This window comes from Pseudomonas sp. 2hn, from assembly GCF_019646095.1.
Taxonomy (GTDB): Bacteria; Pseudomonadota; Gammaproteobacteria; order Pseudomonadales; family Pseudomonadaceae; genus Aquipseudomonas; species Aquipseudomonas peradeniyensis.
Genome location: NZ_CP081016.1, coordinates 1929717 through 1955880, shown reverse-complemented (window position 1 = coordinate 1955880; position 26164 = coordinate 1929717). Strand labels below are relative to the sequence as shown.

Annotated in this window: 22 protein-coding genes and 2 pseudogenes; 6 read left to right on the top strand and 18 right to left on the bottom strand. The window is 66.9% G+C overall.

Annotated features, from left to right (window positions below; genetic code table 11):
- Window positions 1-68: 68 nt before the first annotated feature.
- From K2O50_RS08925 to K2O50_RS08860, 14 genes are all read right to left on the bottom strand, one after another.
- Window positions 69-764, bottom strand: a complete 696-nt coding sequence (locus K2O50_RS08925; protein ID WP_050704943.1) for a response regulator — start codon at window positions 762-764, stop codon at window positions 69-71.
- A complete protein-coding gene (locus K2O50_RS08920; protein ID WP_220689995.1) occupies window positions 761-3415 on the bottom strand; it encodes a sensor histidine kinase KdpD in 2655 nt (884 codons plus the stop codon). The genes K2O50_RS08925 and K2O50_RS08920 overlap by 4 nt, the downstream gene beginning before the upstream one ends.
- 156 nt (window positions 3416-3571) lie before the next feature.
- Window positions 3572-4135: a potassium-transporting ATPase subunit KdpC gene (kdpC, locus tag K2O50_RS08915; RefSeq protein WP_050704941.1), complete on the bottom strand. Its 564-nt coding sequence runs from the start codon at window positions 4133-4135 to the stop codon at window positions 3572-3574.
- Between the two features lie 10 nt (window positions 4136-4145).
- Window positions 4146-6200, bottom strand: coding sequence for a potassium-transporting ATPase subunit KdpB (gene kdpB / locus K2O50_RS08910; RefSeq protein ID WP_050704940.1), 2055 nt, complete (start codon window positions 6198-6200; stop codon window positions 4146-4148).
- Between the two features lie 10 nt (window positions 6201-6210).
- Window positions 6211-7905, bottom strand: a complete 1695-nt coding sequence (gene kdpA, locus K2O50_RS08905) for a potassium-transporting ATPase subunit KdpA (RefSeq protein WP_050704939.1) — start codon at window positions 7903-7905, stop codon at window positions 6211-6213.
- Between the two features lie 9 nt (window positions 7906-7914).
- On the bottom strand, window positions 7915-8004 hold the full coding sequence (gene kdpF, locus K2O50_RS08900) for a K(+)-transporting ATPase subunit F (RefSeq protein WP_011534724.1): 90 nt from the start codon (window positions 8002-8004) through the stop codon (window positions 7915-7917).
- Window positions 8005-8242: 238 nt separating this feature from the next.
- On the bottom strand, window positions 8243-9295 hold the full coding sequence (locus K2O50_RS08895; protein ID WP_220689994.1) for an AI-2E family transporter: 1053 nt from the start codon (window positions 9293-9295) through the stop codon (window positions 8243-8245).
- A 12-nt stretch (window positions 9296-9307) separates the two neighbouring features.
- Window positions 9308-10102, bottom strand: coding sequence for a DUF4892 domain-containing protein (locus tag K2O50_RS08890; RefSeq protein WP_050706500.1), 795 nt, complete (start codon window positions 10100-10102; stop codon window positions 9308-9310).
- Window positions 10103-10204: 102 nt separating this feature from the next.
- Window positions 10205-11059, bottom strand: coding sequence for an alpha/beta hydrolase (locus K2O50_RS08885; protein ID WP_050706501.1), 855 nt, complete (start codon window positions 11057-11059; stop codon window positions 10205-10207).
- A complete protein-coding gene (locus K2O50_RS08880; protein ID WP_050706502.1) occupies window positions 11056-11844 on the bottom strand; it encodes an alpha/beta fold hydrolase in 789 nt (262 codons plus the stop codon). The genes K2O50_RS08885 and K2O50_RS08880 overlap by 4 nt, the downstream gene beginning before the upstream one ends.
- A gap of 89 nt (window positions 11845-11933) precedes the next feature.
- The gene (locus K2O50_RS08875) at window positions 11934-12290 is read right to left on the bottom strand and encodes a hypothetical protein (RefSeq protein WP_050706503.1); all 357 of its coding nucleotides are present in this window, start codon (window positions 12288-12290) and stop codon (window positions 11934-11936) included.
- A 209-nt stretch (window positions 12291-12499) separates the two neighbouring features.
- Window positions 12500-12958, bottom strand: a complete 459-nt coding sequence (sixA, locus tag K2O50_RS08870) for a phosphohistidine phosphatase SixA (RefSeq protein ID WP_050706504.1) — start codon at window positions 12956-12958, stop codon at window positions 12500-12502.
- On the bottom strand, window positions 12955-13302 hold the full coding sequence (locus tag K2O50_RS08865; RefSeq protein ID WP_050706505.1) for a DUF4389 domain-containing protein: 348 nt from the start codon (window positions 13300-13302) through the stop codon (window positions 12955-12957). Before K2O50_RS08865 ends, sixA begins: the two co-directional genes overlap by 4 nt.
- An 11-nt stretch (window positions 13303-13313) precedes the next feature.
- A complete protein-coding gene (locus tag K2O50_RS08860) occupies window positions 13314-14339 on the bottom strand; it encodes an NAD(P)H-dependent glycerol-3-phosphate dehydrogenase (RefSeq protein WP_050706506.1) in 1026 nt (341 codons plus the stop codon).
- Window positions 14340-14531: 192 nt separating this feature from the next.
- Here K2O50_RS08860 and K2O50_RS08855 point away from each other — a divergent pair, with 192 nt between their 5' ends.
- The 5 genes from K2O50_RS08855 (at window position 14532) to fabB (ending at window position 21448) form a co-directional block, all read left to right on the top strand.
- Window positions 14532-16679, top strand: a complete 2148-nt coding sequence (locus tag K2O50_RS08855) for a TonB-dependent siderophore receptor (RefSeq protein ID WP_177330854.1) — start codon at window positions 14532-14534, stop codon at window positions 16677-16679.
- Window positions 16679-17569 (top strand): ABC transporter substrate-binding protein, encoded by an 891-nt coding sequence (locus K2O50_RS08850; protein WP_050706507.1) that lies wholly within the window; start codon window positions 16679-16681, stop codon window positions 17567-17569. Before K2O50_RS08855 ends, K2O50_RS08850 begins: the two co-directional genes overlap by 1 nt.
- Window positions 17566-19494 carry a response regulator gene (locus K2O50_RS08845; RefSeq protein ID WP_050706508.1) on the top strand — a complete coding sequence of 643 codons (1929 nt, stop codon included), beginning with the start codon at window positions 17566-17568 and terminating at the stop codon, window positions 19492-19494. Before K2O50_RS08850 ends, K2O50_RS08845 begins: the two co-directional genes overlap by 4 nt.
- A 206-nt stretch (window positions 19495-19700) precedes the next feature.
- On the top strand, window positions 19701-20216 hold the full coding sequence (fabA, locus tag K2O50_RS08840; protein ID WP_028690473.1) for a 3-hydroxyacyl-[acyl-carrier-protein] dehydratase FabA: 516 nt from the start codon (window positions 19701-19703) through the stop codon (window positions 20214-20216).
- A gap of 11 nt (window positions 20217-20227) precedes the next feature.
- Complete coding sequence (fabB, locus tag K2O50_RS08835) at window positions 20228-21448, top strand: beta-ketoacyl-ACP synthase I (protein ID WP_050706509.1); 1221 nt, start codon at window positions 20228-20230, stop codon at window positions 21446-21448.
- 151 nt (window positions 21449-21599) lie between these two features.
- Here the strand turns inward: fabB and K2O50_RS26885 are convergent.
- The 3 genes and pseudogenes from K2O50_RS26885 to K2O50_RS08825 all read right to left on the bottom strand — a co-directional run.
- Window positions 21600-22196: pseudogene (locus tag K2O50_RS26885) on the bottom strand (methyl-accepting chemotaxis protein); the annotation flags it as partial.
- 306 nt (window positions 22197-22502) lie between these two features.
- Window positions 22503-23171: pseudogene (locus K2O50_RS26880) on the bottom strand (MCP four helix bundle domain-containing protein); the annotation flags it as partial.
- 168 nt (window positions 23172-23339) lie between these two features.
- Complete coding sequence (locus K2O50_RS08825) at window positions 23340-24347, bottom strand: amidohydrolase family protein (protein WP_050706511.1); 1008 nt, start codon at window positions 24345-24347, stop codon at window positions 23340-23342.
- Between the two features lie 109 nt (window positions 24348-24456).
- On the opposite strand from K2O50_RS08825, the gene K2O50_RS08820 reads away from it, so the two are divergent.
- Window positions 24457-25320, top strand: a complete 864-nt coding sequence (locus K2O50_RS08820; protein ID WP_050706512.1) for a pirin family protein — start codon at window positions 24457-24459, stop codon at window positions 25318-25320.
- A 113-nt stretch (window positions 25321-25433) separates the two neighbouring features.
- Here K2O50_RS08820 and K2O50_RS08815 read toward each other — a convergent pair whose 3' ends face one another.
- A complete protein-coding gene (locus K2O50_RS08815; RefSeq protein WP_050706513.1) occupies window positions 25434-26159 on the bottom strand; it encodes a dienelactone hydrolase family protein in 726 nt (241 codons plus the stop codon).
- Window positions 26160-26164 lie beyond the last annotated feature (5 nt).

Here is a 26164-nt window from a genome sequence, read left to right as displayed (position 1 = left end):
GAGCGGGCTTGCCCCGCGATGCGATGTATGGCGCCGCCTTCGCCGGTGGTCGCGGGGCAAGCCCGCTCCTACAGGGTCGGCGTCACCAACCGATACCCCACCCCCGCCTCGGTAACGATGAACCGCGGCGCCGTGGGGTCGTCCCCCAACTTCTGCCGCAGGTGCCCCACCACGATGCGCAGGTAGTGGGTGTCGTCCACATGAGTCGGCCCCCAGATGTCCTTCAGCAGTTGCTGCTGGGTGATCACCCGCCCCGGGTGCCCGGCCAGCTGCGCCAGCAGCGCGTACTCCTTGCGCGTCAGCGCCACCTCGACGCCCTCAAGCGTCACCTTGCGAAAGGCGAAGTCCACCACCAGCGGCCCGAAGCTCGCCGCCGACGACACGGTGCCCACCTGGGGCGCCTGGCGCAGCAACGCCCGCACCCGTGCGAGAAATTCCTGGATGCCGAACGGCTTGGTCACGTAGTCGTTGGCCCCGCCATCCAGCGCATCGACCTTCTGCACCTCGCTGGCGCGCACCGACAGCACCATTACCGGTACCGCGCTCCATTCACGCAGCTCGCGCAGCACCTGCTGGCCGTCCATGTCTGGCAGGCCCAGGTCGAGCACCACCAGGTCGGGCTTGTTCAGCGCGGCCTGGGCCAGGCCCTCGCTGCCGGTGGCGGCTTCGAGCACCTTGTAGCCCTGGGACGCCAGGCTGATGCGCAGGAACTTGCGGATCTGTGGCTCGTCGTCGATAACCAGCAGGGTGGCGGCTTGGCTCATGGGGCTTCACTTTCAGTATCGGGTTGGGTCGGCAGCGGCAAGCATAGAGTGATGCAAGTGCCGTGGCCATCGATGCCATCATCGACCAGGATGCGCCCGCCATGGGCGCCGATCATGCCCTGGCAGATCGCCAGGCCCAGGCCGGTGCCCTGTCCGCCTCGGTCACCGCGGGCCGCGGTGTAGAACATGTCGAAGATCTTCTCGCGCTCGTCCGGAGGAATGCCGGGGCCTTCGTCGGCGACGGCGAAGCACAGCTGTTCGTCGCGCACCGAAACCTGCAACTCCAGGCGGCCCTGCGGCGGGGAGAAACGGGCGGCGTTCTCCAGCACGTTGATCAGCGCCTGCTCGATCAACGCCGCGTGCACGAACAGCAGCGGCAGCTCGGGCGGCACTTCGGTGTGCACGCGCAGGGGCGCCAGCACCACGCGCAGGCGATTGAGGGCACTGCCGACGATGTCGGCCGGGGCCACCCAGTCGCGGGCCAGCTTGAGGGTGCCGTGGCCCAGGCGGGTCATGTCCAGCAGGTTCTGGATATAGCGGTCCAGGCGCTCGGCTTCGTTGCGGGTGCCTTCGAGCAGTTCGCGGCGATCATCCGGGGGAATCGCGTCGCCCAGGGCCAGCAGGCTGTCGATGCTGCCGCGCATGGACGTCAGCGGTGTGCGCAGGTCGTGGGATACCGAGGCGAGCAAGGCGCTGCGCAGCTGCTCGGTTTCGCCGTGCAGGCGCGCGGCTTCCAGTTGCTCGCCAAGGCGTGCGCGGGCCAGGGCCTGGGCCAGGGGTTGTGCCAGGGCCTTCAGCAGACGGCGGCGCTGGGCACTCAGCGGCTCGCCATCGCGGGGACGAATGCCGAGCAGCGCCAGGGGTTGCTCTTCCACGGCCAACGGCCACCACCACCAACGACCGTGAGGCAAGGTGTCGCTGCCAAAGCCTGCGGCCTGGCCATGCTGCCAGGCCCATTCGGCGGCGGCGCGCTCGTTGTCGGTAAAGGCATGGTTGCCGCCGCTGGCGACCTGCAGCAAGCCATCGGCGCTGCGTTCGAGCAGGCACACCTGCACGTCCTGCCAGCCATCCATATGCTGGCCGGCGGCGCTGAACACGGCCTGGCGGTCGGTGGCCACGGTCAGGCGGCGCGACAGGTCGAGCAGCTGGTTGGTCTGCGCCTGGGTCTCGCGCAGGGCCTGCAGCTGGCGGCGCTGGCGGGCGGCAAGATTGCCGGTGAGCGCGGCCATCAGCAGGAAGAACACCAGGGTCAGCACATCCTCTTCGCGCTGGATGGCAAAGGAGAAGTTCGGCGGAATGAACAGGAAGTCGTAGGTCAGGAACGACAACGCCGCGCAGGCCAGCGCCGGGCCCAGGCTGCTGCGCACCGCCACCAGCAGCACGGCGGCGAGGAACACCAGGGAGATGTTGGGCAGCGCCAGCATGCTCGACACGGCCCAGGCCAGGCCGGTGGCCAGCACCGTGGCGAACAGCGCCAGCAGGTAATGACGCCATACCCACACGCGCTTGACTGCCGCCCGCGCCGGTTGCGGCTGGGCGTCGCGGTCGAGGACGTTGATCTCAAGGCTGTGGCTTTCGCGCAACAGGCGCGCGGCAACGCCGGCGCCGAAGAAGCGCCGGCGCAGCAGGTCGCGGGACTGGCCCACCAGCACCAGGCTGGCGCGGCGCTCGGCGGCGTGCTGGATCAGCGTGCGGGCCACCTCGCCAGCGCGCAGCAGCACCACTTCGCCGCCCAGGCGCTCGGCCAGTTGCTGGGCGGCCTGCAGGCGATGGCGAGCAGTCTCGTCGCGCAGGCGGCCGTTGTCGACATGCACCACGCTCCACGGCAGGTGGCGCCGCTGGGCCACGCGGCAGGCATGGCGCACCAGACGCTCGGCCTGGTCATCGCCGTCGATGCCCACCAGCAGGCGACCACGCAGGGCCGGCGCTTCCTGGCCACGCTGGCGGTAGCCGCTGGCCAGGTCCGCATCGACCTGGGCGGCGGCGGTCTGCATGGCCAGCTCGCGCAGGGCGGTGAGGTTGGTCTGGGAGAAATAGGCCTCGATGGCCGCCCGTGCCTGCTCGGGCACGTAGACCTTGCCCTCGCGCAGACGCTCGAGCAGTTCACGGGGCGGCAGATCGATCAACACCAGCTCGAAAGCTTCCTGCAGCACCCAGTCGGGCAGGGTCTCGCGCACCTGCACGCCGGTGATGTCGCGGACCTTGTCGTTGAGGCTTTCCAGGTGCTGGACGTTGACCGTGGTGTATACGTCGATGCCGGCGGCGAGCAGTTCCTGCACGTCCTGCCAGCGCTTGGCGTGACGGCTGCCGGGGGCGTTGGTGTGGGCCAGTTCGTCGACCAGCACCAAGGGGGGCGCGGCCTTGAGCAGGCCGTCGAGGTCCATTTCCTCGAGCATCACGCCGCGGTATTCGCTGCGCAGCAGGGGTTGCTGGGTCAGGCCGCCGAGCAGGGCCTCGGTCTCGGCGCGACCGTGGGTCTCGACCACGCCGGCCACCACGCGCACCCCCTGGCGTTGCTGGGCGTGGGCGGCCTGCAGCATGGAAAAGGTCTTGCCGACCCCGGGCGCGGCGCCGAGAAATACCTTGAGCCTGCCCCGGCCTTCCCGGGGCAGGCCCGCCAACAGCGCGTCGGCGCGGGCGGAGTCACTCATGTTTTATCCTTTTTTGCCTCATTACGCGGTCGATGTAGGAGCGGCCTCGTGCCGCGATAGGGCTGCATAGCAGCCCCAGGTGATCTGTGGTGAGGCAACAATCGCTGGGGCCGCTGCGCGGCCCTTTCGCGGCACAAGGCCGCTCCTACAGGGGTATCAGTGCACGGCCACTGGCGCCAAGCGCTCCAGCGCCTGGTTCAGCGCCAGCACATTGACCACGGGCGGCCCGACCAGTGGACGCAGGGTGGCCTCATTCACCAACGCTTGCAAGCGTTCCTCCGAGACCTGCCGCGCCGCCGCCACGCGCGGCAGCTGGTAAGCGATCGCCTCGGGCGGCAGATGCGGATCCAGCCCGCTGCCCGAGGTGGTCAGCAGCGCTTGAGGCACCGGCCCCTGCTGCCCCTGGTACTGCGCAGCGGCATCAGTCTTCACGCGCTCGGCCAGCGCCGGATTGCTCGGCGCCAGGTTGCTCGCGCCACTGGCCACGGTGGCATAGGCACCCGCCGAAGGCCGCGACTGGAACCAGGCGTCACCCTTGAACTCCTGGGCGATCAGCGCCGAGCCACGCACCTCGCCGCGGTCATCGCGCACCAGGCTGCCATTGGCCTGGTCGGGGAAGGCGACCTGGGCGATGCCGGTCACCGCCAGGGGATACAGCGCGCCGGTGATCACGGTCATCAGCAGGACCAGGCTCAGGGCCGGGCGTACATAAGCAGTCATGTCAGTCTCCTCAGACCAGGTGCAGCGCAGTAAGCAGCATGTCGATCAGCTTGATCCCGGCGAACGGCACGATGATGCCCCCCACGCCGTAGATCAGCAGGTTGCGCCGCAGCAGGTGGGCGGCGCTGGCGGCCTGCACCCGCACCCCGCGCAGGGCCAGGGGGATCAGCACGATGATGATCAGCGCGTTGAACACGATGGCCGAAAGGATCGCGCTCTGCGGGCTGGCCAGGTGCATCAGGTTGAGCACGCCCAGTTGCGGGTAGATGGCGGCGAACAGCGCCGGCAGGATGGCGAAGTACTTGGCCACGTCGTTGGCGATGGAGAAGGTGGTCAGCGCGCCGCGGGTGACCAGCAGTTCCTTGCCCACCTGCACCACGTCCAGCAGCTTGGTCGGGTCGCTGTCCAGGTCGACCATGTTGGCGGCCTCTCGGGCGGCCTGGGTGCCGTCATTCATGGCCATGCCCACATCGGCCTGGGCCAGGGCCGGGGCGTCGTTGGCGCCGTCGCCGCACATGGCCACCAGGCGGCCGTCATTCTGCTCCTGGCGAATGCGCGCCAGCTTCTTTTCCGGGGTGGCTTCGGCAAGCACGTCGTCCACGCCGGCCTCGGCGGCGATGGCGGCGGCGGTCAGCGGGTTGTCGCCGGTGACCATCACGGTGCGGATACCGAGCTTGCGCAGTTCGGCGAAGCGCTCGCGGATACCGGGCTTGACCACGTCCTTGAGATGGATCACGCCGAGCAGGTGCGTGTCGACGCACACCAGCAGCGGAGTGCCGCCGCTCTGGGCGATGCGCTCCACTTCACGGGCCAGGGCGGCGGGCAGCTCCAGGCGTTGCAAGCCACAGAAGGCCAGCACCGCGTCGACGGCGCCCTTGCGGTAGCGGCGCTGCTGGAAATCGATGCCCGACAGGCGGGTCTCGGCGCTGAAGGCGATGGCTGTGTACTGCTCGACCGAAGGCTCGGCGAAGTCATGCAGCTGGCGCAGGTACTCGACGATCGACTTGCCCTCGGCGGTATCGTCGGCCAGCGAGGCGAGCAAGGCGCCCTCCCCCAGCTCCTTGGCAGTCACCCCGGAGGCGGCGTGCAGGGCGCTGCAACGACGGTTGCCGAAGGTGATGGTGCCGGTCTTGTCGAGCATCAGGGTGTGCACGTCGCCGGCCGCCTCGACGGCGCGGCCGGAGCGGGCGATCACGTTCAGGCGCACCAGGCGGTCCATGCCGGCGATGCCGATGGCCGACAGCAGGCCGCCGATGGTGGTGGGGATCAAGGTCACCAGCAGCGCAGCGAGGAAGATCAGCGGCAGCTCGCCACCAGCGAAGCGGGCGAACGGCTGCAGGGTCACCACCACGATCAGGAAGATCAGGGTCAGGCCGATCAGCAGGATGTCCAGGGCGATCTCGTTGGGGGTCTTCTGGCGCTTGGCGCCTTCGACCAGGGCGATCATGCGGTCCAGGGTCGACTCGCCCGGATTGCTGGTGATGCGGATCAGCAGCCAGTCGGAGACCAGGCGGGTGTTGCCGGTGACCGCCGAGCGGTCGCCGCCGGACTCGCGGATCACCGGGGCGGACTCGCCGGTGATCGCCGACTCGTTGACCGCGGCGATGCCTTCGAGCACCTCGCCGTCGCCGGGGATCATCTCGCCGGCCACGACGCGCACCACATCGTCCTTGCGCAGCTGGGTGGCAGCGACGCTCTCGAAACTGCCGTCGCTCTTGCGGCGCTTGGCGGTCAGGCCTTGGCTACCGGCCTTGAGGCTGTCGGCGCGGGCCTTGCCGCGGCCCTCGGCCAGGGCTTCGGCGAAGTTGGCGAACAGCACGGTGAACCACAGCCATACGGCGATCTGCACCGCCACGCCGGTGCTCACGCCGCTGCCGGGCACCAAGCACAGCACGGTGGTGAGCACGGCGGTGAGGGCCACCACCAGCATCACCGGGGCGCGCCTGAGCTGGCGCGGGTCGAGCTTGACGAAAGCCTGGACCAGCGCCGGGCGCCACAACGCGCTGAAGCGGGTCTGGTCCTTGGCGCCTTGACGCGCCTTCACTTCGGGAATGGGCATGTTCATTGTGTATTCCTCAGAAACCCAGGCTCAGGTGTTCGGCGATCGGCCCCAGGGCCAGGGTCGGCAGGAAGGTCAGGCCACCGACCAGCAGGATGGTCACCAGCAGCAGCGTGGTGAACAGCGGGCCGTGGGTGGGGAAGCTGTTGATGCCTTGCGGCGCGCTCTTCTTCGCCGCCAGGCTGCCGGCCAGGGCCAGCACCGGCAGGATGTAGCCGAAGCGGCCGATCAGCATGGCCAGGCCGATCATCACGTTGTGGAACACCGTGTTGGCGCCGAAACCGGCGAAGGCCGAGCCGTTGTTGGCGGTGCCGGAGGTGTAGGCGTACAGCAGTTGGCTGAAACCGTGGGCGCCGGGGTTGGTCACCGCGCCGGCCGGCCCGGGCAGGCTGGCGGCGATGGCGCCGAGGATCAGCACGCCCACCGGCATCACCAGCAGGCTCGCCACCAGCAGTTGCACTTCACGGGCCTGCAGCTTCTTGCCCAGGTATTCCGGGGTGCGGCCGATCATCAGGCCGGCCAGGAATACCGCGATCAACACGAACAGCAGCATGCCGTAGAGGCCGGCGCCAACGCCGCCGAAGATCACTTCGCCAAGCATCATGTTGACCATCGCCACCATGCCGGTAATCGGGTTGAGGCTGTCGTGCATGGCGTTGACCGAGCCGTTGGAGGCGGAGGTGGTGGTCACCGTCCACAACACCGAGCCGGTGGTGCCGAAGCGGCTCTCCTTACCTTCCAGCGGCGCGCTCTGTTGCACCTGGGCATTTTCCAGGGCCGGGTTGGGCTGATGCTCCGACCACAGCGCGGTACTGCCGCCGATCAGGAACAGCGCCAGCATGCAGGCGATGATCGCGCGGCTCTGGCGCAGGTCCTTGACGTAATGGCCGAAGGTGAACACCAGGGCCACCGGGATCAGGATGATCGAAGCCACCTCGAACAGGTTGCTCCAGGCCGTGGGGTTCTCGAACGGGTGCGCCGAGTTGACGCCGAAGAAGCCGCCGCCGTTGGTGCCCAGCTGCTTGATGGCGATCTGGCTGGCGGCCGGGCCCAGCGGAATGGTCTGGTCGGTGCCTTGCAGGGTCACGGCGTGGACGTAGTCGGCGAAGGTCTGCGGCACGCCCTGCCACACCAGCAGCAGCGCCAGCACCAGGCACAGCGGCAGCAGGCCGTAGAGGGTGGCGCGGGTCAGGTCGACCCAGAAGTTGCCCAGGGTGCTGGCCGAGCGACGGGCGATACCCCGGCACAGGGCGACCAGCACGGCAAGGCCGGTGGCGGCGCTGACGAAGTTCTGCACGGTCAGGCCGATCATCTGGCTCAGGTAGCTGACCGAGGCTTCACCGCTGTAGGCCTGCCAGTTGGTGTTGGTCATGAAGCTGACCGCGGTGTTGAACGCCAGCGACCATTCCTGGCCCGGCAGGTGCTGCGGGTTGAGCGGCAGGCTGCCCTGCAGTTGCAGGACGCCGAACACCATCAGAAAGCCGACCAGGTTGAAGGCCAGCAGGGCCAGGGTGTACTGCTTCCAGCTCTGCTCCTGGTCGGCGCGCACGCCGGCCACGCGGTAGCAGCCCTGCTCCACCGGGCCGAGGATCGGCGTCAGCCAGGTGCGCTGGCCTTCCATCACCTTGTAGTAGAAACACCCGAGCCAGGGCGCCGGCAGCAGCACGATGGCGAAGAACGCCAGCAGCAGCAGGTAATCGTAACTGTGCATGGTCGCCCCTTAGCCGCGATCGGCGCGCAGCAGCGCCACCAGCAGGTAAACCGCCAACGCCACTGCAAGAAGCAGTGACAGCCCGTCGAGCATGTACATGAGTGAATCTCCCCTGATTGCGGCGTGAGGGCCGCTTTGGAGAAATTGTCCGAGGGAGGGGCGTAAAGGGGCGAGATCGGGGGTGGGGGCGGGGCATAAAGAATGCGTAAAGATCAGATACACCGAATCGCTGCACGGGCCCATTCGCGGGTAAACCCGCTCCCACAGGTGCTGCGCCAAGCTCAAGGGCTGTGCTGTACCTGTGGGAGCGGGTTTACCCGCGAAGAGGCCTGAAAGGTCAGCGTTGTGGCGTGTGCTGCGCGGTATTGCGGCTCCAGTCCAGCAGCAGGCTGTACCCCACCGCCAGCAGGGTCGGCCCGATGAACAGGCCGATGAAACCGAACGCGATCAAGCCACCGAACACCCCCAGCAGCACGATCACCAGCGGCAGGTTGCCGCCCCGGCTGATCAGGTACGGCTTGAGCACGTTGTCCACGCCACTGATGACGAAGGTACCCCAGATCCCCAGGAACACCGCCATGCCATAGTCGCCCTTCGATACCAGCCAGGCGGTGGCCGGTATCCAGGCCAGCGGCGGGCCCATGGGGATCAGGCTGAGCATGAAGGTTACCAGGCCGAGCACGATGGCCCCCGGCACGCCGGCGATCAGGAAACCGATCAGCGCCAGCAGGGCCTGGGCCGCGGCGGTGCCGATCACGCCGTTGACCACCCGCTGCACGGTACCGGCCACCAGGTCGACGTAGTACTCGGCGCGCTCGCCCACCAGCCGTTGCAGCAGACGATGGACGAAGGCCGCCAGGCGCGGCCCGTCGCGGTAGAAGAAGAACACGAACACCAGGCTCAGGGTCAGCTCCAGCACCCCGCCGCCAATCTGCGCACTGCGTGCCAGCAGCCAGTTGCCGACCTGGCCCAGGTACGGCTTGGCCGAGGTCAGCAAGGCCGCGCCCTGCTGGTCGAAAGACTCCCACCAGCTCACCAGGCGCTCACCGACGAACGGAATGCCCGCCACCCAGGCGGGCGCGTCCGGCAGGCCATCGACCTGCACGTCGCGAATGAACGCGGTGGCATCGCGTACATGGTCGGCCAGGTTGAAACCCAGCCATACCAGCGGCAGCGCCACCAGCAGGATCCAGACCGTGGTCAGCAGGCTCGCGGCGAGGGTTTCGCGCCCGCCGAGCACGCGAGTCAGCAGGCGCATCAGCGGCCAGCTGGCGAAGGCCAGGATGGCGCCCCACAGCAGCGCCGAGATGAACGGTGCCATCACCCACAGCGCGGCACCCAGCAGGGTCAGCAGCAGGATCTGGATCAACAGGCGGTCATTGTTGGCCATGGTGGCGCTCACTCAACGGATCAGTTCCAGGTGCAGGCCTTCGGTCGGGGCGTCGCCGACCTCCAGCCGGGCGCTGCGCACGCCGGCCTTGACCAGTTGCTCGCGCCAGGCCTCGGCGCCCTTGCCGCTGAGGCTGGCGCGCAGGGTGCTGTCGAGGTTCAGGCTGCGGGCCAACAGCGTTGCCCAGGTAGTCTGGGGCTCGGCCAGATCAGGGTAGTCGAGCTTGCCGGTATCGCGCAGTTCGCGCAGCACCGTGGCGGCGGTAGGCAACAGCTCGCCCAGCGGGCTGCCAGAGACGAACTCCTCGACATGCAGATAGGCACGGCGGTTGCCGCGGGTCACGCTGTACAGCGCCACCAGGGTATCGGCTTCCTCGGCGGAACGGCGCAGCAGGATGAACGCCTGCTGCTCGTCACCGCCATTGAGCCGGGCATTGGCGAACACGTCGTTGGCCCACAGGCTGGCCTCGCCGCAATCGCGGCCCTGGCACCAGAACAACGGATAGCCGCCCTCCTGCTGCAGGGCCTCGCGGGCGCTGGTGAAGGCTTCTCGGGCGCTGCGTTCGACCGGCAGCTCGTAGGTCACGGAACTGACCTGGCCACGGCTCTCGACCTTGTCGTCGACCCGCAGGCGGCCGCTGATCTTGCGCAGCGGGCCCATGGGGTAGACCCGCTCCTGCTCCACCGCCGGGCGCTGGTCGACCACCTTGGCGTCAGGCGGTACCGGCAGGCTGCCGGCCCACAACAGGGAGCTGGCGATGGCAAGGCAAGCGGCGATGGCGCCGCGAACGAAAACAGGTGCGCTCATCGACCACCCTCGCAGGTGGCGGGGCAAAACGCGTGGATGTCTGGCATGTACATGGTTGTCTCCCTTTCAACCCGCCAAGCCTCGACACTTGTCCGGTGCAAGTCAAGGAATGCCAAAAAAGCGATTGAAACAGTCTGCGACAAGGGCCGCGCCCTCGGCGTCGTTCAGGTGCAGGTGGTGCCCGCCCGGCAGGGTCACCTGCTCGAAGGGTAGCTGCTCCAGCAGTTGCGTGTGGCGCGCCAGCATGCCATCGGCGGCCACCACCAGGCAGGCCGGGCAGGCGATGCGCTTGACGAAGGCCATGGCCTGGTCCTGGTTCAGGCGAGTTGGCGAGGGCAAGGTCAGGCGGCTGTCGCTGCGCCAGCTGTAGCCGCCGGGCACCGGCATCAGGCCGCGCCGGGCCAACAGTTCGGCGGCTTCGCGGCTGACCGCGACCATGCCCTTCATGCGCGCCTCGACGCCCTCCTCCAGGGTCGCGTACACCGATTTGCGCTTGCCTTCCAGGCGCAGTTGCGCCTGCAGCGCCAGCCCCAAACGCTCGGCGGCATCCTGTTCGCTGAGCGTCGGCGGAATCACCCCGTCGATCAGCGCCAGGTGGCTGACGCGTTCGGGCAAGGCCCCGGCCAGTTGCACCGAGATGATCGCCCCCAGCGAATGACCGAGCAGGCCGAAGCGCTCCCAGCCCAGTTGCTCGGCAACCCGAAGCACGTCATGGGCGTAGTCGGCCAGGGCGTAGCCGGCACCGACCGGGCGATGTTCGGAATAGCCATGCCCGGCCAGGTCCAGGGCGACGATGCGCAGCCCCTTCAGGTGCGGGGCCAGGCGGGCGAAGCTGTTGGCGTTGTCCAGCCAGCCGTGCAGGGCGATCACCGGCAGGCCGTCGGCCGGGCCGAACAGGTGCGCGGCCAGCTCGATATGGCCGAGCGTCAGGCGGATCTCCTCGACCTGGGCGCTCATGCCTGGCTCCAGCGGTCGAACAGGCCCTTGATCAGGCCGGCGGTGTCGGTGGGCCGCTCCAGCGGGAACATGTGCCCGCCAGGCAGGCTGTGGTACTCGCCCTTGGCCATGGCGCGCACGGCCAGCGCATGGTGCTTGCGGATCACCCGGCTCTGGGCGCCGCGCACCATCGCCAACGGCACCTGCAACTGGCGCGGCCGCGCCGGACTGACATGGGGAATGCTGCGGTAGATGCTGATTTCGGTGGCCGGGTCGAAGCGCAGGCGCAGCCCCTCCTCGCCCTGCTCCAGGCCATGTTCCAGGTAGGCTTCAAGGCAGTCCGGGTCGAAGTGGCGGAACAGGGTCTTGCCGGCGAAGTAGCGACGGGCGCTGTCGCGGTCGGGGAATGCCTCGCGCCGACCGAGGGTGCGCCCGGCCGGGGTGATGCGGTCGATGAAGCCCAGGCGCTTGGCGGCCTGGATCAGCCACTCGTCCGCGCGGGTCAACACCGGCGAGTCGAGCATCACCACCCCGCGGTAGAACGCCGGTCGGCGCAACGCCGCATGCAGGTGCAGCACGCCACCCAGCGAATGACCGACACCCCACACCGGCGCGTCCTGCTGTTCGAGGTGATGCAGCAGTTCGTCCACCAGGTTCTGCCAGTTGTCGTTGACCGGAAAACGCGGGTCATGGGCGTGCTGCGCCAGGTGGCGGACCTCGTAGTCCGGCCCCAGGGCGGCGAACAGCTTGCCGTAGGTGGCCGAAGGGAAGCCGTTGGCGTGGGCGAAGAAGATCTGCTGCGACATGGCCGCCTGCTCTGCACGGGGATGGATGGCCCATTGTCGGCAAGCCGGCCCCCGGCGGCAACGTTCGGATAGGTCATCGCCAGTGGCGATCAGGTCATCGAGCAGCGCTCGAGGCTGGCCAGCGAACGGTGCAGGCAGGCCTGCATGTAGCCCAGTTGCCACTCCAGGGCCTGACGGCCCAGGCTGCAGTCGCCCTCATTGTCAGCCAGCCGGCGCAGGGCCAGGCAGCTGGTCTGCAGCAGGTGGGCCATGCGAATGCTGGCCTGGCGCAGTTGCTCGAATTCATGCTGGCCTTCGAAACGGCGAATCAACTGGTCGAGCTTGGCATCGGCGATGTCCTGCATCAGGCGGTACTCGGCGAAATCCAGCCGGTGATCCTCCGTCAGCTTGTCGAGCAGCCATTGCGGGTCAACCGAGCGCACCAGCGCCATGCGATAACGGTTCACTCTTCACTCCCTGTGCCAGTACGGGCCCATGAATCATTCACCGCGCAACGCTACTTGGCCCAACGTCCGGCTGGCAACTGACAGAAATGCCAGTTGCCGGGGCTGCTTTGCAGCCCTTTCGCGGCACAAGGCCGCTCCTACAGGAGCGCGCGGTCGCTTGTAGGAGCGGCCTTGCCGAGGCGTCGGACCGGCCGGAAAGGGCTGAGGGCTCAGCCGGGATGACGCAGGCTATGCAGGGTCATCAGCCCCGCCAGTGGCCAATCCCCTTCCAGCTCCGCCAGGCTCGCCGTGCTCAGTGGTGCCGGCTGCTGGCCGTGGCCATGTTCGAGCAGGCCGACCAGGCTTCCCACCAGTGGCTGGTGGCTGACCAGCAGCACATGCTCCAGCCCCAGGCGCTCGACTTCACCGATTACCTGCTGCGCGTCGCTGTCCGGCGTCAGCCAGGGCACTGTGCGCACCGGCTCGGCAAAGCCCAGCGCGCCGTGCACCAGGGCGGCGGTCTGCTGGGCGCGCACATAGGGGCTGGCGATGATCGCCTGCAACGGCTGGCCGAGCAGGTGCGCGGCGCTGCGCAGCACCTGCTCGCGACCGTGGCCGGTCAGGCGTCGCTCGGCATCGCTGTTGGCCCGGGGTTCCGCCTCGCCGTGGCGCAGCACCCAGAGCTTCACAGCTTGGGCTCCTCGTCACGCACCGGATGCGCTGCCGGGGCGACGGCGTGCGGCACCTCGCCTTCCGGGGCGCGCGGCGTCGGCCAGTCGGCGAACGGCCAGGGCTTCTGGTCGGAGTGGAAGGTGCCGAAGCGGCCGATCTGCGCCAGGTACTGGCTGAGGCTGTCGCCGAAGTTCATCAGGCTGGCGCTGGGCGCGCCGTAGATCAGCCGGTAGATCAGCTGCACCAGCACCAGGCCGCCGAGCAGCAGCTCGGCCAGTTGCCAGGCCACCAGGAACACCAGCATCCACAGCACCCGCAGGATGATCGACTCGCGCTGGGCGCGCTCGGGAGTATCGTTCATGGGTCGTTCCTTCAGTTGAAACCGCTGGTGGAAATGAAATCGACATCGGTCTTGGGTTCGGCACGCATCAGGTGCTCGATCACCTGGTTGAGCGTGCGCCCTTCGAACAGGATCGCGTGCAGGCCCGCCACCAGCGGCATGTACACGCCCACTTCCTGGGCCTTGGCCTTGAGCACCTTGAGCGTGTTGACGCCCTCGGCCACCTCGCCCAGGCGGCTGACCGCCTGTTCCAGGCTCAAGCCCTGGCCCAGGGCATGGCCGACCTGGTAGTTGCGGCTCTTGGGCGAGGAGCAGGTGACGATCAGGTCACCCACCCCGGCCAGGCCCAGGAAGGTCGTGGGGTTGGCGCCCTGGCTAACGGCGAAGCGAGTCATCTCGGCCAGGGCGCGGGTGATCAGCATGCTCTTGGTGTTCTCGCCCATCCCCAGGGCCACGGCCATGCCGGCGATGATGGCGTAGACGTTCTTCAGCGCGCCGCCCAGTTCGACGCCGAAGCGGTCGGCACTGGCGTAGACGCGGAAGGTACGGCCATGCAGCACGGCCTGTACCTGCTGGCACAGCGCCTCGTCCTCGCTGGCGACCACGGTGGCGGTCAGCGCATGCTCGGCGATCTCGCGGGCCAGGTTGGGCCCCGACAGCACGCCGATGCGCGCCTGGGGGGCGATCTCTTCGAGGATCTGGCTCATCAGCTTGAAGGTGTGCGCCTCGATGCCCTTGGTCAGGCTGACCAGGCCCTTGCCGCGCAGCAGCTCGGCATGGGGCGCCAGCACGCTGCGCAAGGCGCTGGAGGGCAAGGCGACGAAGATCAGCGCGCTGCCCTGCAGGGTGGCGAGCAGATCGTTGACCGGCTCGACGCCGTCGTGCAGGCGGATGCCCTTGAGGTAGCGCGGGTTCTCGCGATCGACGCGCATCGCCTCGGCCTGCGCCGGGTCGCGCATCCATTGCCGCACCGGATGGCCGTTCTCGGCCAGGAGGTTCGCCACGGCGGTGCCGAAGCTGCCGCCTCCAAGAACCGCAACAGGTTGCTGTTCAGTCATATCCAATCCGTTAACCAATAAAGTAAGTGGCGACCCGGGCATTATACGGTGCCGATGCGACAGAACCAGTGCGTATGCATCGCGGGGCAAGCCCGCTCCCACGCACCCGAACACAATAGAGAAAGTTCAGGGGGTGCGATGCGGCAATAGGCCATCCGCCAATCACTGGCAAAAGCCGTACGGTCGGTTAACATGCCTGATTCATTTCTGAAACAAGGCCGTTTCGTGTTCCCTGGCACGCCTCCCTATCCACGCCTGATTTTGTTGACTGCCTTGCTGGGCGGCCCGGCCGTGGCCGACGACCTGTTCATCGACAACCAGGACCTGCCGCAGGTTCTGACCGCCACGCGCCTGAAACAATCCCCGGCGGCGGTCCCGGGCAGCATGACCGTGCTCGACAACGAGCTGATCCGGGCCAGCGGCGCCCGCGACATCCCCGAACTGCTGCGCCTGGTGCCGGGGATGATGATCGGCTACGGCGCCGGCAACCAGCCGACGGTCAACTACCACGGCAGCAATGTCAGCGACGCCCGGCGCATGCAGGTGCTGATCGACGGCCGCTCGGTGTACCGCGCGGGCCTGGCCACGGTGGACTGGAGCGATATCCCGGTGGCGATCGAGGACATCGAGCGCATCGAGGTGTTCCGCGGCCCCAACACCGTCAGCTACGGCGCCAACGCGCTGATGGCGGTGGTCAACATCCTCACCCGCAACCCGGCCGATAGCCATGGCACGCGGGTCAAGCTGACCCGCGGCCAGGATGGTATCAACGATTACTACGCAAGCCAGGGCTTTGGCTGGGACAGCGGCGACCTGCGTCTGTCGCTCTCCGGCCAGCAGGACGATGGCTTCGACCACGACCAGTTCGGCCGCGACTACCGCGACAGCCGCCGGCTCAACCGCGTCAACCTCAACGCCAGCCACACCCTGGCGCCGAACCAGACCCTGGAATGGCAACTGGCGGCCAAGGAAGGTAGCAACCAGCGCCCCTATACCTACCAGCCGGTGTTCGGCAACTACCGCGCCGGCGACAACGCCGATGTCAACGCCAAGGACTACGCAGGTTCGGTGCGTTGGAACCTCGACCTGAACCCCGAGCACAGCCTGTATGTGCAGGGTTCGGCCCAACACTTCGACCGTCAGCAGGTGTGGCGCGCCTGTGATGCGGCGATCGCCTTCAGCCCTGAGCTTACCCGCCTGTGGCAGCTCGATCCGAACTTCGCCGAGAAAGTCGCCCGCAATTTGTTTACCGGCAACCTGCCCAGCAGCACCAACCCCGAACTCAACTCGCTGATGGGCCAGGTGCAGGACCAATGGGCCAACGGTGGCCGCAACACGATCTGCGGCGACGTCGACCAGAGCACCCGCGAGACCCGCTACGACCTGGAAATCCAGGACACCCTGAGCCTGACCGACAGTCTGCGCCTGGTCACCGGCATGAACTACCGCTACGACAAGGCCGACTCGCAGACCTACTTCAACGGCAGCATCGACGACCAGACTTGGCGTCTGTTCGGCCAGCTCGAATGGCGTATCGACGAACACTGGATCGTCCAGGGCGGGGCGATGCACGAGCACTCGCAGCTTTCGGGCAACTCGCTCACGCCACGGGTGGCGGTGAACTACCTGATCACCCCGCGCCACGGCCTGCGCGCAGTGTATTCCGAGGCGATCCGCTCGCCGGACATGTTCGAGAACAACGTCAACTGGAGCTACACGGTCAAGAACCTCACGCCCAACCGCTACGGCCTGCAGAACGGCGAATACTTCGTCAAGACCCGCGGCCCGGGGAACCTCGACCAGGAACGCATGCGCTCGCGTGAACTCGGCTACAACGGCTATTTCACCGACCTCGACCTGAGCATGGACGTGAAACTGTTCTACGACGAGATCACCGGAATGATCAGCGAGCCGTTGAAGAACAACCAGTACATCGCCAGCAACGCCAACAAGGCGCGCTTCAGCGGCAGCGAGGCGCAGTTCGACTGGCGCGCCACCCAGCGCGACCGCCTGCGCCTGACCTACGCCTACGTCGACGCCTGGGCCAGCAACCCCAACGACCGGCGCCTGAGCGCCCGCAACAGCGGTTCGGCCGGCTGGCTGCGCGACTGGGGCGAAGGCTGGTCCAGCGCCCTGTTCTACTACGGTGACGACGCCCTCAATGGTTACCGTTACGAACGGGTCGACCTGCGCCTGGCCAAGCGTTTCAAGGTGCAGGGCAGCAACCTGGAGCTCGCCGCGCTGTGGCAGCAGCGCCTGGATGACGAGCCGGTCACCCTGGAACAGAACCGTTACGACAGCCGCCACCGCCTGAGCGTCAGCGCGGAGCTGGAATTCTGATGGTCCGTCTGCTGCGCCTGTTATTGCTGTGCCTCTGGCCCCTGGGATCGCTGTCCGCCAGCGAAATCCTGCTGGTCGGCGCCGAGGACCAGCCCGGCATCCGCAGCTTCGTCACGGCCCTGGAAAAACGTCGTCCCAACGACCAGGTGCGGTTCCAGACCATCGAGCAGTTGCCAAGCCCGGCCAAGCTCAAGGCCGACACCCGCCTGATCCTCCTCGACACCCCGGCCCTGGAGTGGCGCCTGGCTGAATCCGCAGGACCGGCGGCGTTGGCGTTGCGGGTCAGCCGGGTCCAGATCGAGCAGCGCCTGGGCACTTCGCGCCCCGCCTACCTGACCCTGCTGTGGAGCGACCCGCCCCTGGCCCGGCAGTTGCGCCTGGCCCGCTACCTGTTGCCGCAGGCGCGGCGCATCGGCGTGCTCTACGGCGAACACAGCCGTTTCCTGCTCGAAGAGCTGCGCCAGGCCGCCAGTTCACTGGGCCTGGAGATCGTCGCCCAGGACTGGCCCGACCTGCGCGACAGCCGTCCCCTGCAAGACCTGCTGGGCAACAGCGACGTGCTGCTCGGCCTGGACGACCCCGACCTGTACAACTCCAAGTCGGCCAAGAACGTGCTGCTCAGCAGCTATGGCCGGCAGATGGCGCTGATCGGACCTAACGTCGGCTTTGTCCGCGCCGGCGCCCTGGCCAGCACCTACAGTGACCAGGACGACTGGCTGGCGGTGCTCGGACAGCTGCTCGACCTGCCGCCGGCCCGCTGGCCGCGCAGCCTCTACCCCGCGCACTTCGGTGTCAGCGGCAACCAGCAGGTGGCCCGCGCCCTGGGCCTGGAGGCGATCGACCCGGTCTCCGCCGCCCTGGCCCTTGCCGAAGGAACCTCCACCCCATGAGCAAGCGCCTGAGCTGGGACATCCACACCCGCACCCAGATCATCAGCCTGGGCCCCGCCCTGTTGCTGACCCTGCTGCTGATCAGCTTCTTCACCTTCGTGCGGATCCAGGACCTGCGCCAGGAACTCAACCACACCGGGCAACTGATCGCCAACCAGCTGGCACCGGCCTCGGAGTACGGGGTGATCTCGGGCAACAACGAGGTGCTCGAGAGCCTGATGCGCGCCACCCTGAGCATTCCCCACGTGCGCTTTCTCGAGGTGCAGGACAGCCGCAACCATATCCTGGTGTATGTCGAGCAACCCGACGAAAGCCACAGCCGCGCCCAACGCGTCGAGGTGTTCCAGGCGCCGATCCGCCTGCAGCAGATCCGCCTGGACAATGACTTCCTGCAGGGCAAGGCGCCGGCGCCGAACATCGGCGACGATTACCTCGGCCGGGTGATCGTCGGCATGTCCGACGACGCCTTCAGCCAACGCCAGCAGGAGATCGTGATCAAGGCCGCGATCCTCGCCCTGTTCGCCCTGCTGTTCACCTTCCTGCTGGCGCGGCGCCTGGCCACCAGCCTGTCCAAGCCGATCAGCGACATGGGCCACGCGGTCCGGGCGATCCAACAGGGCGACTTCAACGCGCCGCTGCCGGTGGTCGACGACAGCGAGCTGGGCCACCTGGCCCGGCACATCAACAACCTGGCCAGCGCCCTCGACCAGGCGGCTCATGAACAGCAACAGGCCATGGGCCAGCTGATCCAGGCCCGTGAAGAAGCCGAGCAGGCCAACCGCGCCAAGTCGGACTTCCTGGCGATGATGAGCCACGAGCTGCGCACGCCCATGAACGGCGTGCTGGGCATGCTGCAACTGCTCGAGACCACCGAGCTGACCAGCGAACAGGCCGACTACACCGCAGTGGCCAGCGAATCCACCGGCCACCTGCTCAAGGTGATCAACGACATCCTCGATTTCTCGCGGATCGAGCGCACCACCCTGGAGCTGGAACATATCGACTTCAACCTCGGCGAGCTGATCACCAGCAGCGTGCTGTCGTTCCAGCACAGCGCCCAGCAGCGCAACCTGGACCTGCGCCTGCAGTTGCCGCCGGGCATGAACCAGCTGCAGGTGATGGGCGATCCGACGCGCATCCGCCAGATCCTGCTGAACCTGGTGGGCAATGCGCTGAAATTCACCGAGCGTGGCGAGGTGGCCATCGAGGCCCGCTGGCAGGTGCTCGACCGCCAGCTGATCTGGCTGACCTGCACCGTGCGCGACACCGGCATCGGCATCGACAGCAACCGCCTGGAAATGATGTTCGTGGCCTTCCAGCAGGCCGACAACACCATTTCCCGGCGCTACGGCGGCACCGGCCTGGGCCTGTCGATCGCCCGCACCCTGGCCGAGCGCATGGGCGGCCAGTTGCGCGGCGAGAGCCGCGAGGGGTTGGGCTCGACCTTCACCCTGGAGATGCCGCTGGCCCTGGCCAGCGCTCCCGCCGCCCTGCCCGGCGCCGCGCCCCGGGACAGCACGACGGACGCAGGCGGCGGGCGGGTCCTGCTGGTGGAGGACAATCCGGTCAACCAGAGCGTCATCGAGGCGATGCTGCGCAGCCTCGGTTTCGAGGTGAGCCTGGCCATGGACGGCGCCCAGGCGGTCGACCTGGTCGGCCAGCAACGCTTTGCCGCCGTACTGATGGACTGCCGCCTGCCGAATGTCGACGGCTACGAGGCCACCCGTCGCATCCGCCAGTTGCCGCGCACCGAGGGCCTGCCGATCATCGCCCTGACCGCCAGCGCATTGCAGGGCGACCGCGAGCGCTGCCTGGCCGCCGGAATGAACGATTACCTGAGCAAGCCGTTCAAACGCACTGATCTGCAACGCATCCTGCAGCGCTGGTTGCCGGGTCGGACAGCCGCGACTGGCGATAAATGCTAAATTGCGGCAGTCTTAAGGACTGGACAGGACCGCCTCAGGGCCGGAAAATAACATTTCAGTGCACACCTGTACTTCTTTTGCCAGGTGCGCTGTGACTTTCACCACAACGCAATAGTCTACCTGTAGGCTGCCGCCTCGAATGCCACGCGCTTCGGGCCGGCCGGGAAGATTCATCCCCTGCCGCAGGGGGTTATTGAGGAGCTCGCATGACCAAACAACACGCCTTTACTCGGGAAGATCTGCTGCGCTGCAGTCGCGGTGAGCTGTTCGGCCCCGGTAATGCGCAACTGCCCGCCCCGAACATGCTGATGGTCGATCGCATCACCCATATCAGCGAGGAAGGCGGCAAGTTCGGCAAAGGTGAATTGGTCGCCGAGCTGGATATCAATCCGGACCTGTGGTTCTTCGCCTGCCACTTCGAAGGCGATCCGGTGATGCCGGGCTGCCTGGGCCTGGATGCCATGTGGCAGCTGGTCGGTTTCTTCCTCGGCTGGCAGGGTCTGCCGGGCCGTGGCCGCGCCCTGGGTTCGGGCGAAGTCAAATTCTTCGGCCAGGTCCTGCCGGAAGCGAAGAAAGTCACCTACAACATTCATATCAAGCGCGTCCTGAAAGGCAAGCTGAACATGGCCATCGCCGATGGCTCGGTCAGCGTCGACGGTCGCGAGATCTACACCGCCGAAGGCCTGCGGGTCGGCGTGTTCACCTCCACTGACAATTTCTAAGGGTTATTCGCATGCGCCGCGTCGTGATCACTGGTCTGGGCATCGTATCGTGCCTGGGCAATGACAAAGCTACCGTCACCGAAAACCTGCGCAACAGCCGTCCGGGTATCCGTTACAACCCGGAATACAAGGAAATGGGGCTGCGTAGCCAGGTTTCCGGTTCCATCGACCTCAACCTCGAAGAGCTGATCGACCGCAAGGTCTATCGCTTCGTCGGCCACGCCGCCGCCTATGCCTACCTGGCAATGCAGGACGCGATCAAGGACTCGGGCCTGACCGAAGAGCAGGTTTCCAACCCGCGCACCGGCCTGGTTGCCGGCTCCGGCGGCGCTTCCACCCTGAACCAGATGGAAGCCCTGGACACCCTGCGCGAAAAAGGCGTCAAGCGCGTCGGCCCGTACCGTGTCACCCGCACCATGGGCAGCACCGTGTCGGCGTGCCTGGCCACTCCGTTCAAGATCAAGGGCATCAACTACTCGATCTCGTCGGCCTGCGCCACCTCCGCGCACTGCATCGGCACCGCCCTGGAGCAGATCCAGTGGGGCAAGCAGGACATCGTCTTCGCCGGTGGCGGTGAAGAAGAGCACTGGAGCCAGTCGTTCCTGTTCGACGCCATGGGCGCCCTGTCGACCAAGCGCAACGAAACCCCGGAACTGGCCTCGCGCGCCTACGACGCCGACCGTGATGGCTTCGTCATCGCCGGCGGCGGCGGCATGGTGGTGGTCGAGGAGCTGGAACACGCCCTGGCCCGTGGCGCCAAGATCTACGCCGAGATCGTCGGCTACGGCGCAACTTCCGACGGCTACGACATGGTCGCCCCAAGTGGCGAAGGCGCGATCCGCTGCATGCAGCAGGCGCTGTCCACCGTCGACACCCCGATCGACTACCTGAACACCCACGGCACCTCCACCCCGGTCGGCGACGTCGCCGAGATGAAGGGCGTGCGTGAAGTGTTCGGCGACAAGGCACCGAAGATCAGCTCGACCAAGAGCCTGTCGGGCCACTCGCTGGGCGCCGCCGGCGTGCACGAGGCGATCTACTGCCTGCTGATGATGGAGAACAACTTCATCGCCGGCTCCGCCAACATCGACGAGCTGGACCCAGAGGTCGCCGACCTGCCGGTACTGCGCAAGACCGAAGAGAACGCCAAGATCGACACGGTCATGAGCAACAGCTTCGGCTTCGGCGGCACCAACGCCACCCTGGTGCTCAAGCGCTGGACTGGCAAGTGATCGCTTGATCTGCTGAACGAGAACGCCCGGACCTAGGTTCGGGCGTTTTTGTTTGTGCCCTGCAGGCCCTTATCGCGGGGCAAGCCCGCTCCCACGCCATCCGCTCAGGGTCATGCGTATGCGTGGGAGCGGGCTTGCCCCGCGATGGCCCTTATACCGAAAACCGCTGTACCAGGGTGTTCAGGTCCACCGCAAGCCGCGACAGCGCCTGACTGGCGGCGGACGTCTCCTCGGCCCCGGCCGAGGACTGGTGCGCCAAATCGCGGATGGTGGTCAGGTTGCGGTCCACCTCCCGCGCCACCTGGGCCTGCTGCTCCGAGGCACTGGCGATCACCAGGTTGCGCTCGTTGATCTGGCCGATGGCCGCGGCGATCGCTTCCAGTGCCTGGCCGGCGGCATGAGCGCCATCCAATGTCGAACGGGCCTGGGCGTCGCTGTGCTGCATGCCCTGCACCGCCCGCTCGGCCCCACTGCGAATAGCGACGATCATCTGCTCGATCTCCTGGGTCGAGGTCTGCGTGCGATGGGCCAGCGCCCGCACCTCGTCGGCAACCACGGCGAACCCGCGCCCGGCCTCGCCAGCCCGCGCCGCTTCGATGGCGGCATTGAGCGCCAGCAGGTTGGTCTGCTCGGCGATCGAGCCGATCACATCCAGCACCTTGCTGATGTCGTGCACCTGCTGGGCCAGCTGCCCCACCTCCTCGGCGTTACCCGCCACGCCATTGGCCAGCGCCTCGATGGCGGTGACCGTGGCTTGCACCTGCTCACGCCCACGGCGGGCGATCTGGTCGGACTCGCGGGAAGCCTCCGAAGTGGCCACCGCATTGCTCGCCACCTCCTCCACCGCCGCCGTCATCTGGTTGACCGCGGTCGCGGCCTGCTCGATTTCCATGCTCTGCTGCTGCAGGCCGCGGGTGGCGTCCTCGGTGACCGCGCTCAGCTCTTCGGACGCCGAGGCCAGCTGGCTGGCTGAATCGGAAATCCGCCCGATGGTCTCGCGCAGGCTCTGCTGCATGCTCTTGAGCGCCGCCAGCAAGCGCGCCGGCTCATCGTCGCCCTGCACGGTGATCTGCGGCGTGAGGTCGCCCGTGGCGACCGTCTCGGCGACCTTCAGCGACTGCCCGAGCGGTCGCACGATGCTGCGGGTCAGGGCCAGGGCGAGCACCACGGTGAGGCTCAGGGCGATCACCAGCAGCACGCCGACCCAGACCTTCGCGCCGTTGTACACGGCCTCGGCCAGGTCGGTGGCGGAGTTGGCCTGGTGGTTGTTCAGCTCGATCAGCTCGTTGAGCGTGGCGGTCATCTGGTCGGCCAACTGGTTCATCTCGCCGTTGACCAGCGCCGCCGCCGCCTGGACATGCCCATCGGTGGCCTGCTGCACCACCTGCCCCTGCAAGGTCATGTACTGGCGCTCGAGGACCTGGTAGCGGTCGAACAAGGTCCGCTCCTCAGGCAGCACGATCAACCCATCGTAATGATTCTGAGCCTTGCTCAGGCCGCCCTTGATCTCTTCGATGCGGGCACGGTTCTGCTGCTGGGCTGCCGGGTCGGTGTTGACCAGCAGGCGCAGGGTCAAGGCGCGGATGCGCAGCATGTCCTGGGTCATGCGGCCCACCGAGATCACGCTCGGCAGCCAGTTGTTGTCGACCTGCTCGGACTGCTGGCGCATGCTGGTCATCTGCTGCAGCGCGAAGCCGCCCAGCGCCACCACCAGCAGCGCCATGATGCCGAAGCCCAGGCCCGCGCGCGGGGCGATATTCAAGCGTCTCAGGCTCATTTCCAGGATCCCTCCCAAAAGCGTTGTTCCGTCGCTTAATGAAGGTATCGGGCCGCCTGGAAATTGCGTAAGACGAAAAGGCGATATCAAAAAGCTATCTACTGCTAAAACGCGCTACTTCGCCGCTTTTGGCAGCAGATTAAGAAAATTTGTCCGACTCACCTGCTCCGCCACCCCTGCCGGCAAGGCATCGAGGAAGGGGTCGAAAGCGTGCATCTGCTCACCCAGGCTGTCGAAGCGCCCCACAAGATCGGAGCCGAGCATGAAGCGCTGCGGGAAGCGCTCGACCAACGCCACCCAGTCCTGACGCGGTGCACCCTGCGGGTCGAGCAGGTAGGGCTCGAGGACGCTCCAGGACAGGTCGACATACAGGTTCGGGTAGTCCTCCAGCAGCCGGGTCAGCACCGGCAGGAGAAAATCCATCTGCTCCTGGTGCCGGTGGATCTCCAGGCTGCTGCCGGCGTGGGCCCAGATGAAACGGGTATGCGGGTGATTGCGCAGCGGCTCTTCGATCTCGGCCAGGTAGAGCGGGTTGCGTTCGCGCTTGGAGGTGAGGTTCGAATGCACCAACACCGGCAGATCGCGCTCGGCGGCCAGGTGGTAGATGCGGGTCATGGCTTCATTGTTGGCCCGCGGCGTATCGCCGCTGGTCAGGGCGGTGAGGTCGTCATGGCGGGTGAAGACCTCGCCGATGCCCTGCCACAACCCCGGGTAGAGCTCGAGCATGCGTTCGATATGGCTGACGGCGTTCTTGTCCACCGGATTGAAGCCGGTGAGGAACGGGTGGAATCGACGGCGTTGCTCTGCTGGCAGCTTCTGCAACGCGGCAGCGACATACAGGTCGGTGGCGCTGTACCAGTAGGCGTCGGCGTCGTCGCCGGCGTAATAGCGCGGGCGCTTGGGCTCGTCCTCGTGCCACTTCTTGGCCACCGGGATGCCGGAGATCATCGACTGCTCGACCCCAGCTGCGTCCATGGCCTTGAGCAGCGCCGGCATGCCCTCGGTTTCCTGGAAGAAGTCCACATAGTGCAGGTGCGCGTCGCTGTAGCGGTAGTCGCGGGCCTGCGCGGTGTCGAGCAGGCTAGCGCTCAACAGCAGGCAAGCCAGTGTGCGGGCGATCATCGGAGCCTCCTTTGCCGGTCCCGCAAGAGTAGACCGGGCAGCGCCTGCGACGGTTCAGCCACGGACGGCGAAACGCTATGCTTGCAGGCATCCCTCAAGGAGTTTCGCCATGAGCAGTCCCCTGGTCATCCGCCCACGTGCCGAATCGGTCGAGGGCCAGCCGATCCTGCGCCCGCTGCCCTCGGCGCAGTGCCGCAGCGTCGGCCCCTTCGTGTTCTTCGACCATATGCTGGAAACCGACTACGCGCCGGGGCATGGCATGGACATTCGCCAGCATCCGCATATCGGCCTGTCCACCCTCACCTACCTGTTCGAGGGTGAAATCCAGCACAAGGACAGCCTGGGTTCGGACCAGCATGTACAGCCGGGCGATGTCAGTTGGATGACCGCCGGCGCAGGCGTGGCGCATGTCGAGCGCACGCCGACAGAAGTGTTTCGCAAAGGCTCGCGCCTGCATGGACTGCAGGTATGGCTGGCCTCACCGCAAAGCGCCGAACAAGGGCCGGCGAGCTACAGCCACCACCCGGCGGCCAGCCTCCCGCTCAGCGACAGCCTGGGCGTGCAGATCCGCATGATTGCCGGCACAGGTTTCTGCCTGGAGTCCCCCGTGCCCGTGCTCTCCCCCACGCTCTATGCCCATGTGCGCATGCATCCGGCCACCACACTGATCGTGCCGCCGGAACATGCACAGCGCGCGCTGTATCTGCTCGAAGGCGAGTTGATGCTGGATGACGAGGAAGTCGAGCCATGCAGCCTGGTCGTGCTGCCTGAGGGCGAAGCCGTGAGCTTGTATGCCGAGGATGAGTGCCAACTGGTGCTGATCGGCGGCGCGCCGCTGGATGGGCCGCGGCGGATGAACTGGAATTTCGTGGCCAGTGATCCGGCCTTGATCGAGTCGGCTCGGGCGCGCTGGGCGGCTGGGGATTGGCCGACGGTGCCTGGGGAAACGTCGAGAATCGAGTTGCCTCGCTAAATTGGGGCTGCGTTGCAGCCCTTTCGCGACACAAGGCCGCTCCTACAGAAATACGCGCCCCTGTAGGAGCGACCTTGTGTCGCGAAAGGGCCGCAAAGCGGCCCCCTGCGGTATCAGCGCTGGAACACTTCCTTGAGCAAGTTATGCATCGAGCGGAACGCCCGCTCCGACGTACGCCGGTCATACTGCATCTTGCCCGGCACATTGGCGTTCGGGTCGGTGAACGAGTGCACCGCACCGCCGTAGCTGAGCAACTGCCAGTCGACTTTAGCGGCGTTCATCTCCTCCTCGAAGGCCGGTAGCTGCTCTTTGGGCACCAGCGGGTCAGAGGCACCATGAAGGACCAATACCGAGCCTTTGATACGCTTGGCATCTTCGGGGTTCGGCGTGTCCAGGGTGCCATGGAATGACACTGCCGCCTTCAGATCAGCGCCAGTACGGGCCAGCTCCAGGGCGCAGCAGCCGCCGAAGCAGAAGCCGAAGGTGGCCACCTTGCCGGGCTCCAGCAAGGCCTTCGATTGCCCCACCAACTGCGCAAGCGCCTCCTGCATGCGCTTGCGCAGCTCGGCGCGATCGTTCTTCAGCGGCATCATCGCCGCGCCCGCCTCGTCGGCATTGGACGGGCGCACCGACTGGCCGTACAGGTCGGCGATCAACACCACATAGCCTTGCTCGGCCACTTCCTTGGCGATACGTTCGGCGCCCTCGCCGATACCCATCCAGTTCGGCGCCATCACCAGCCCCGGCTGCGGCAGCGCGCCCTGGGTGTAGACCAGGCGGCTCTCGTAGGCTTTGCCTGACAGGTGATAGACCAGCGATTCGACGATGACCTTGCTCATTCAGC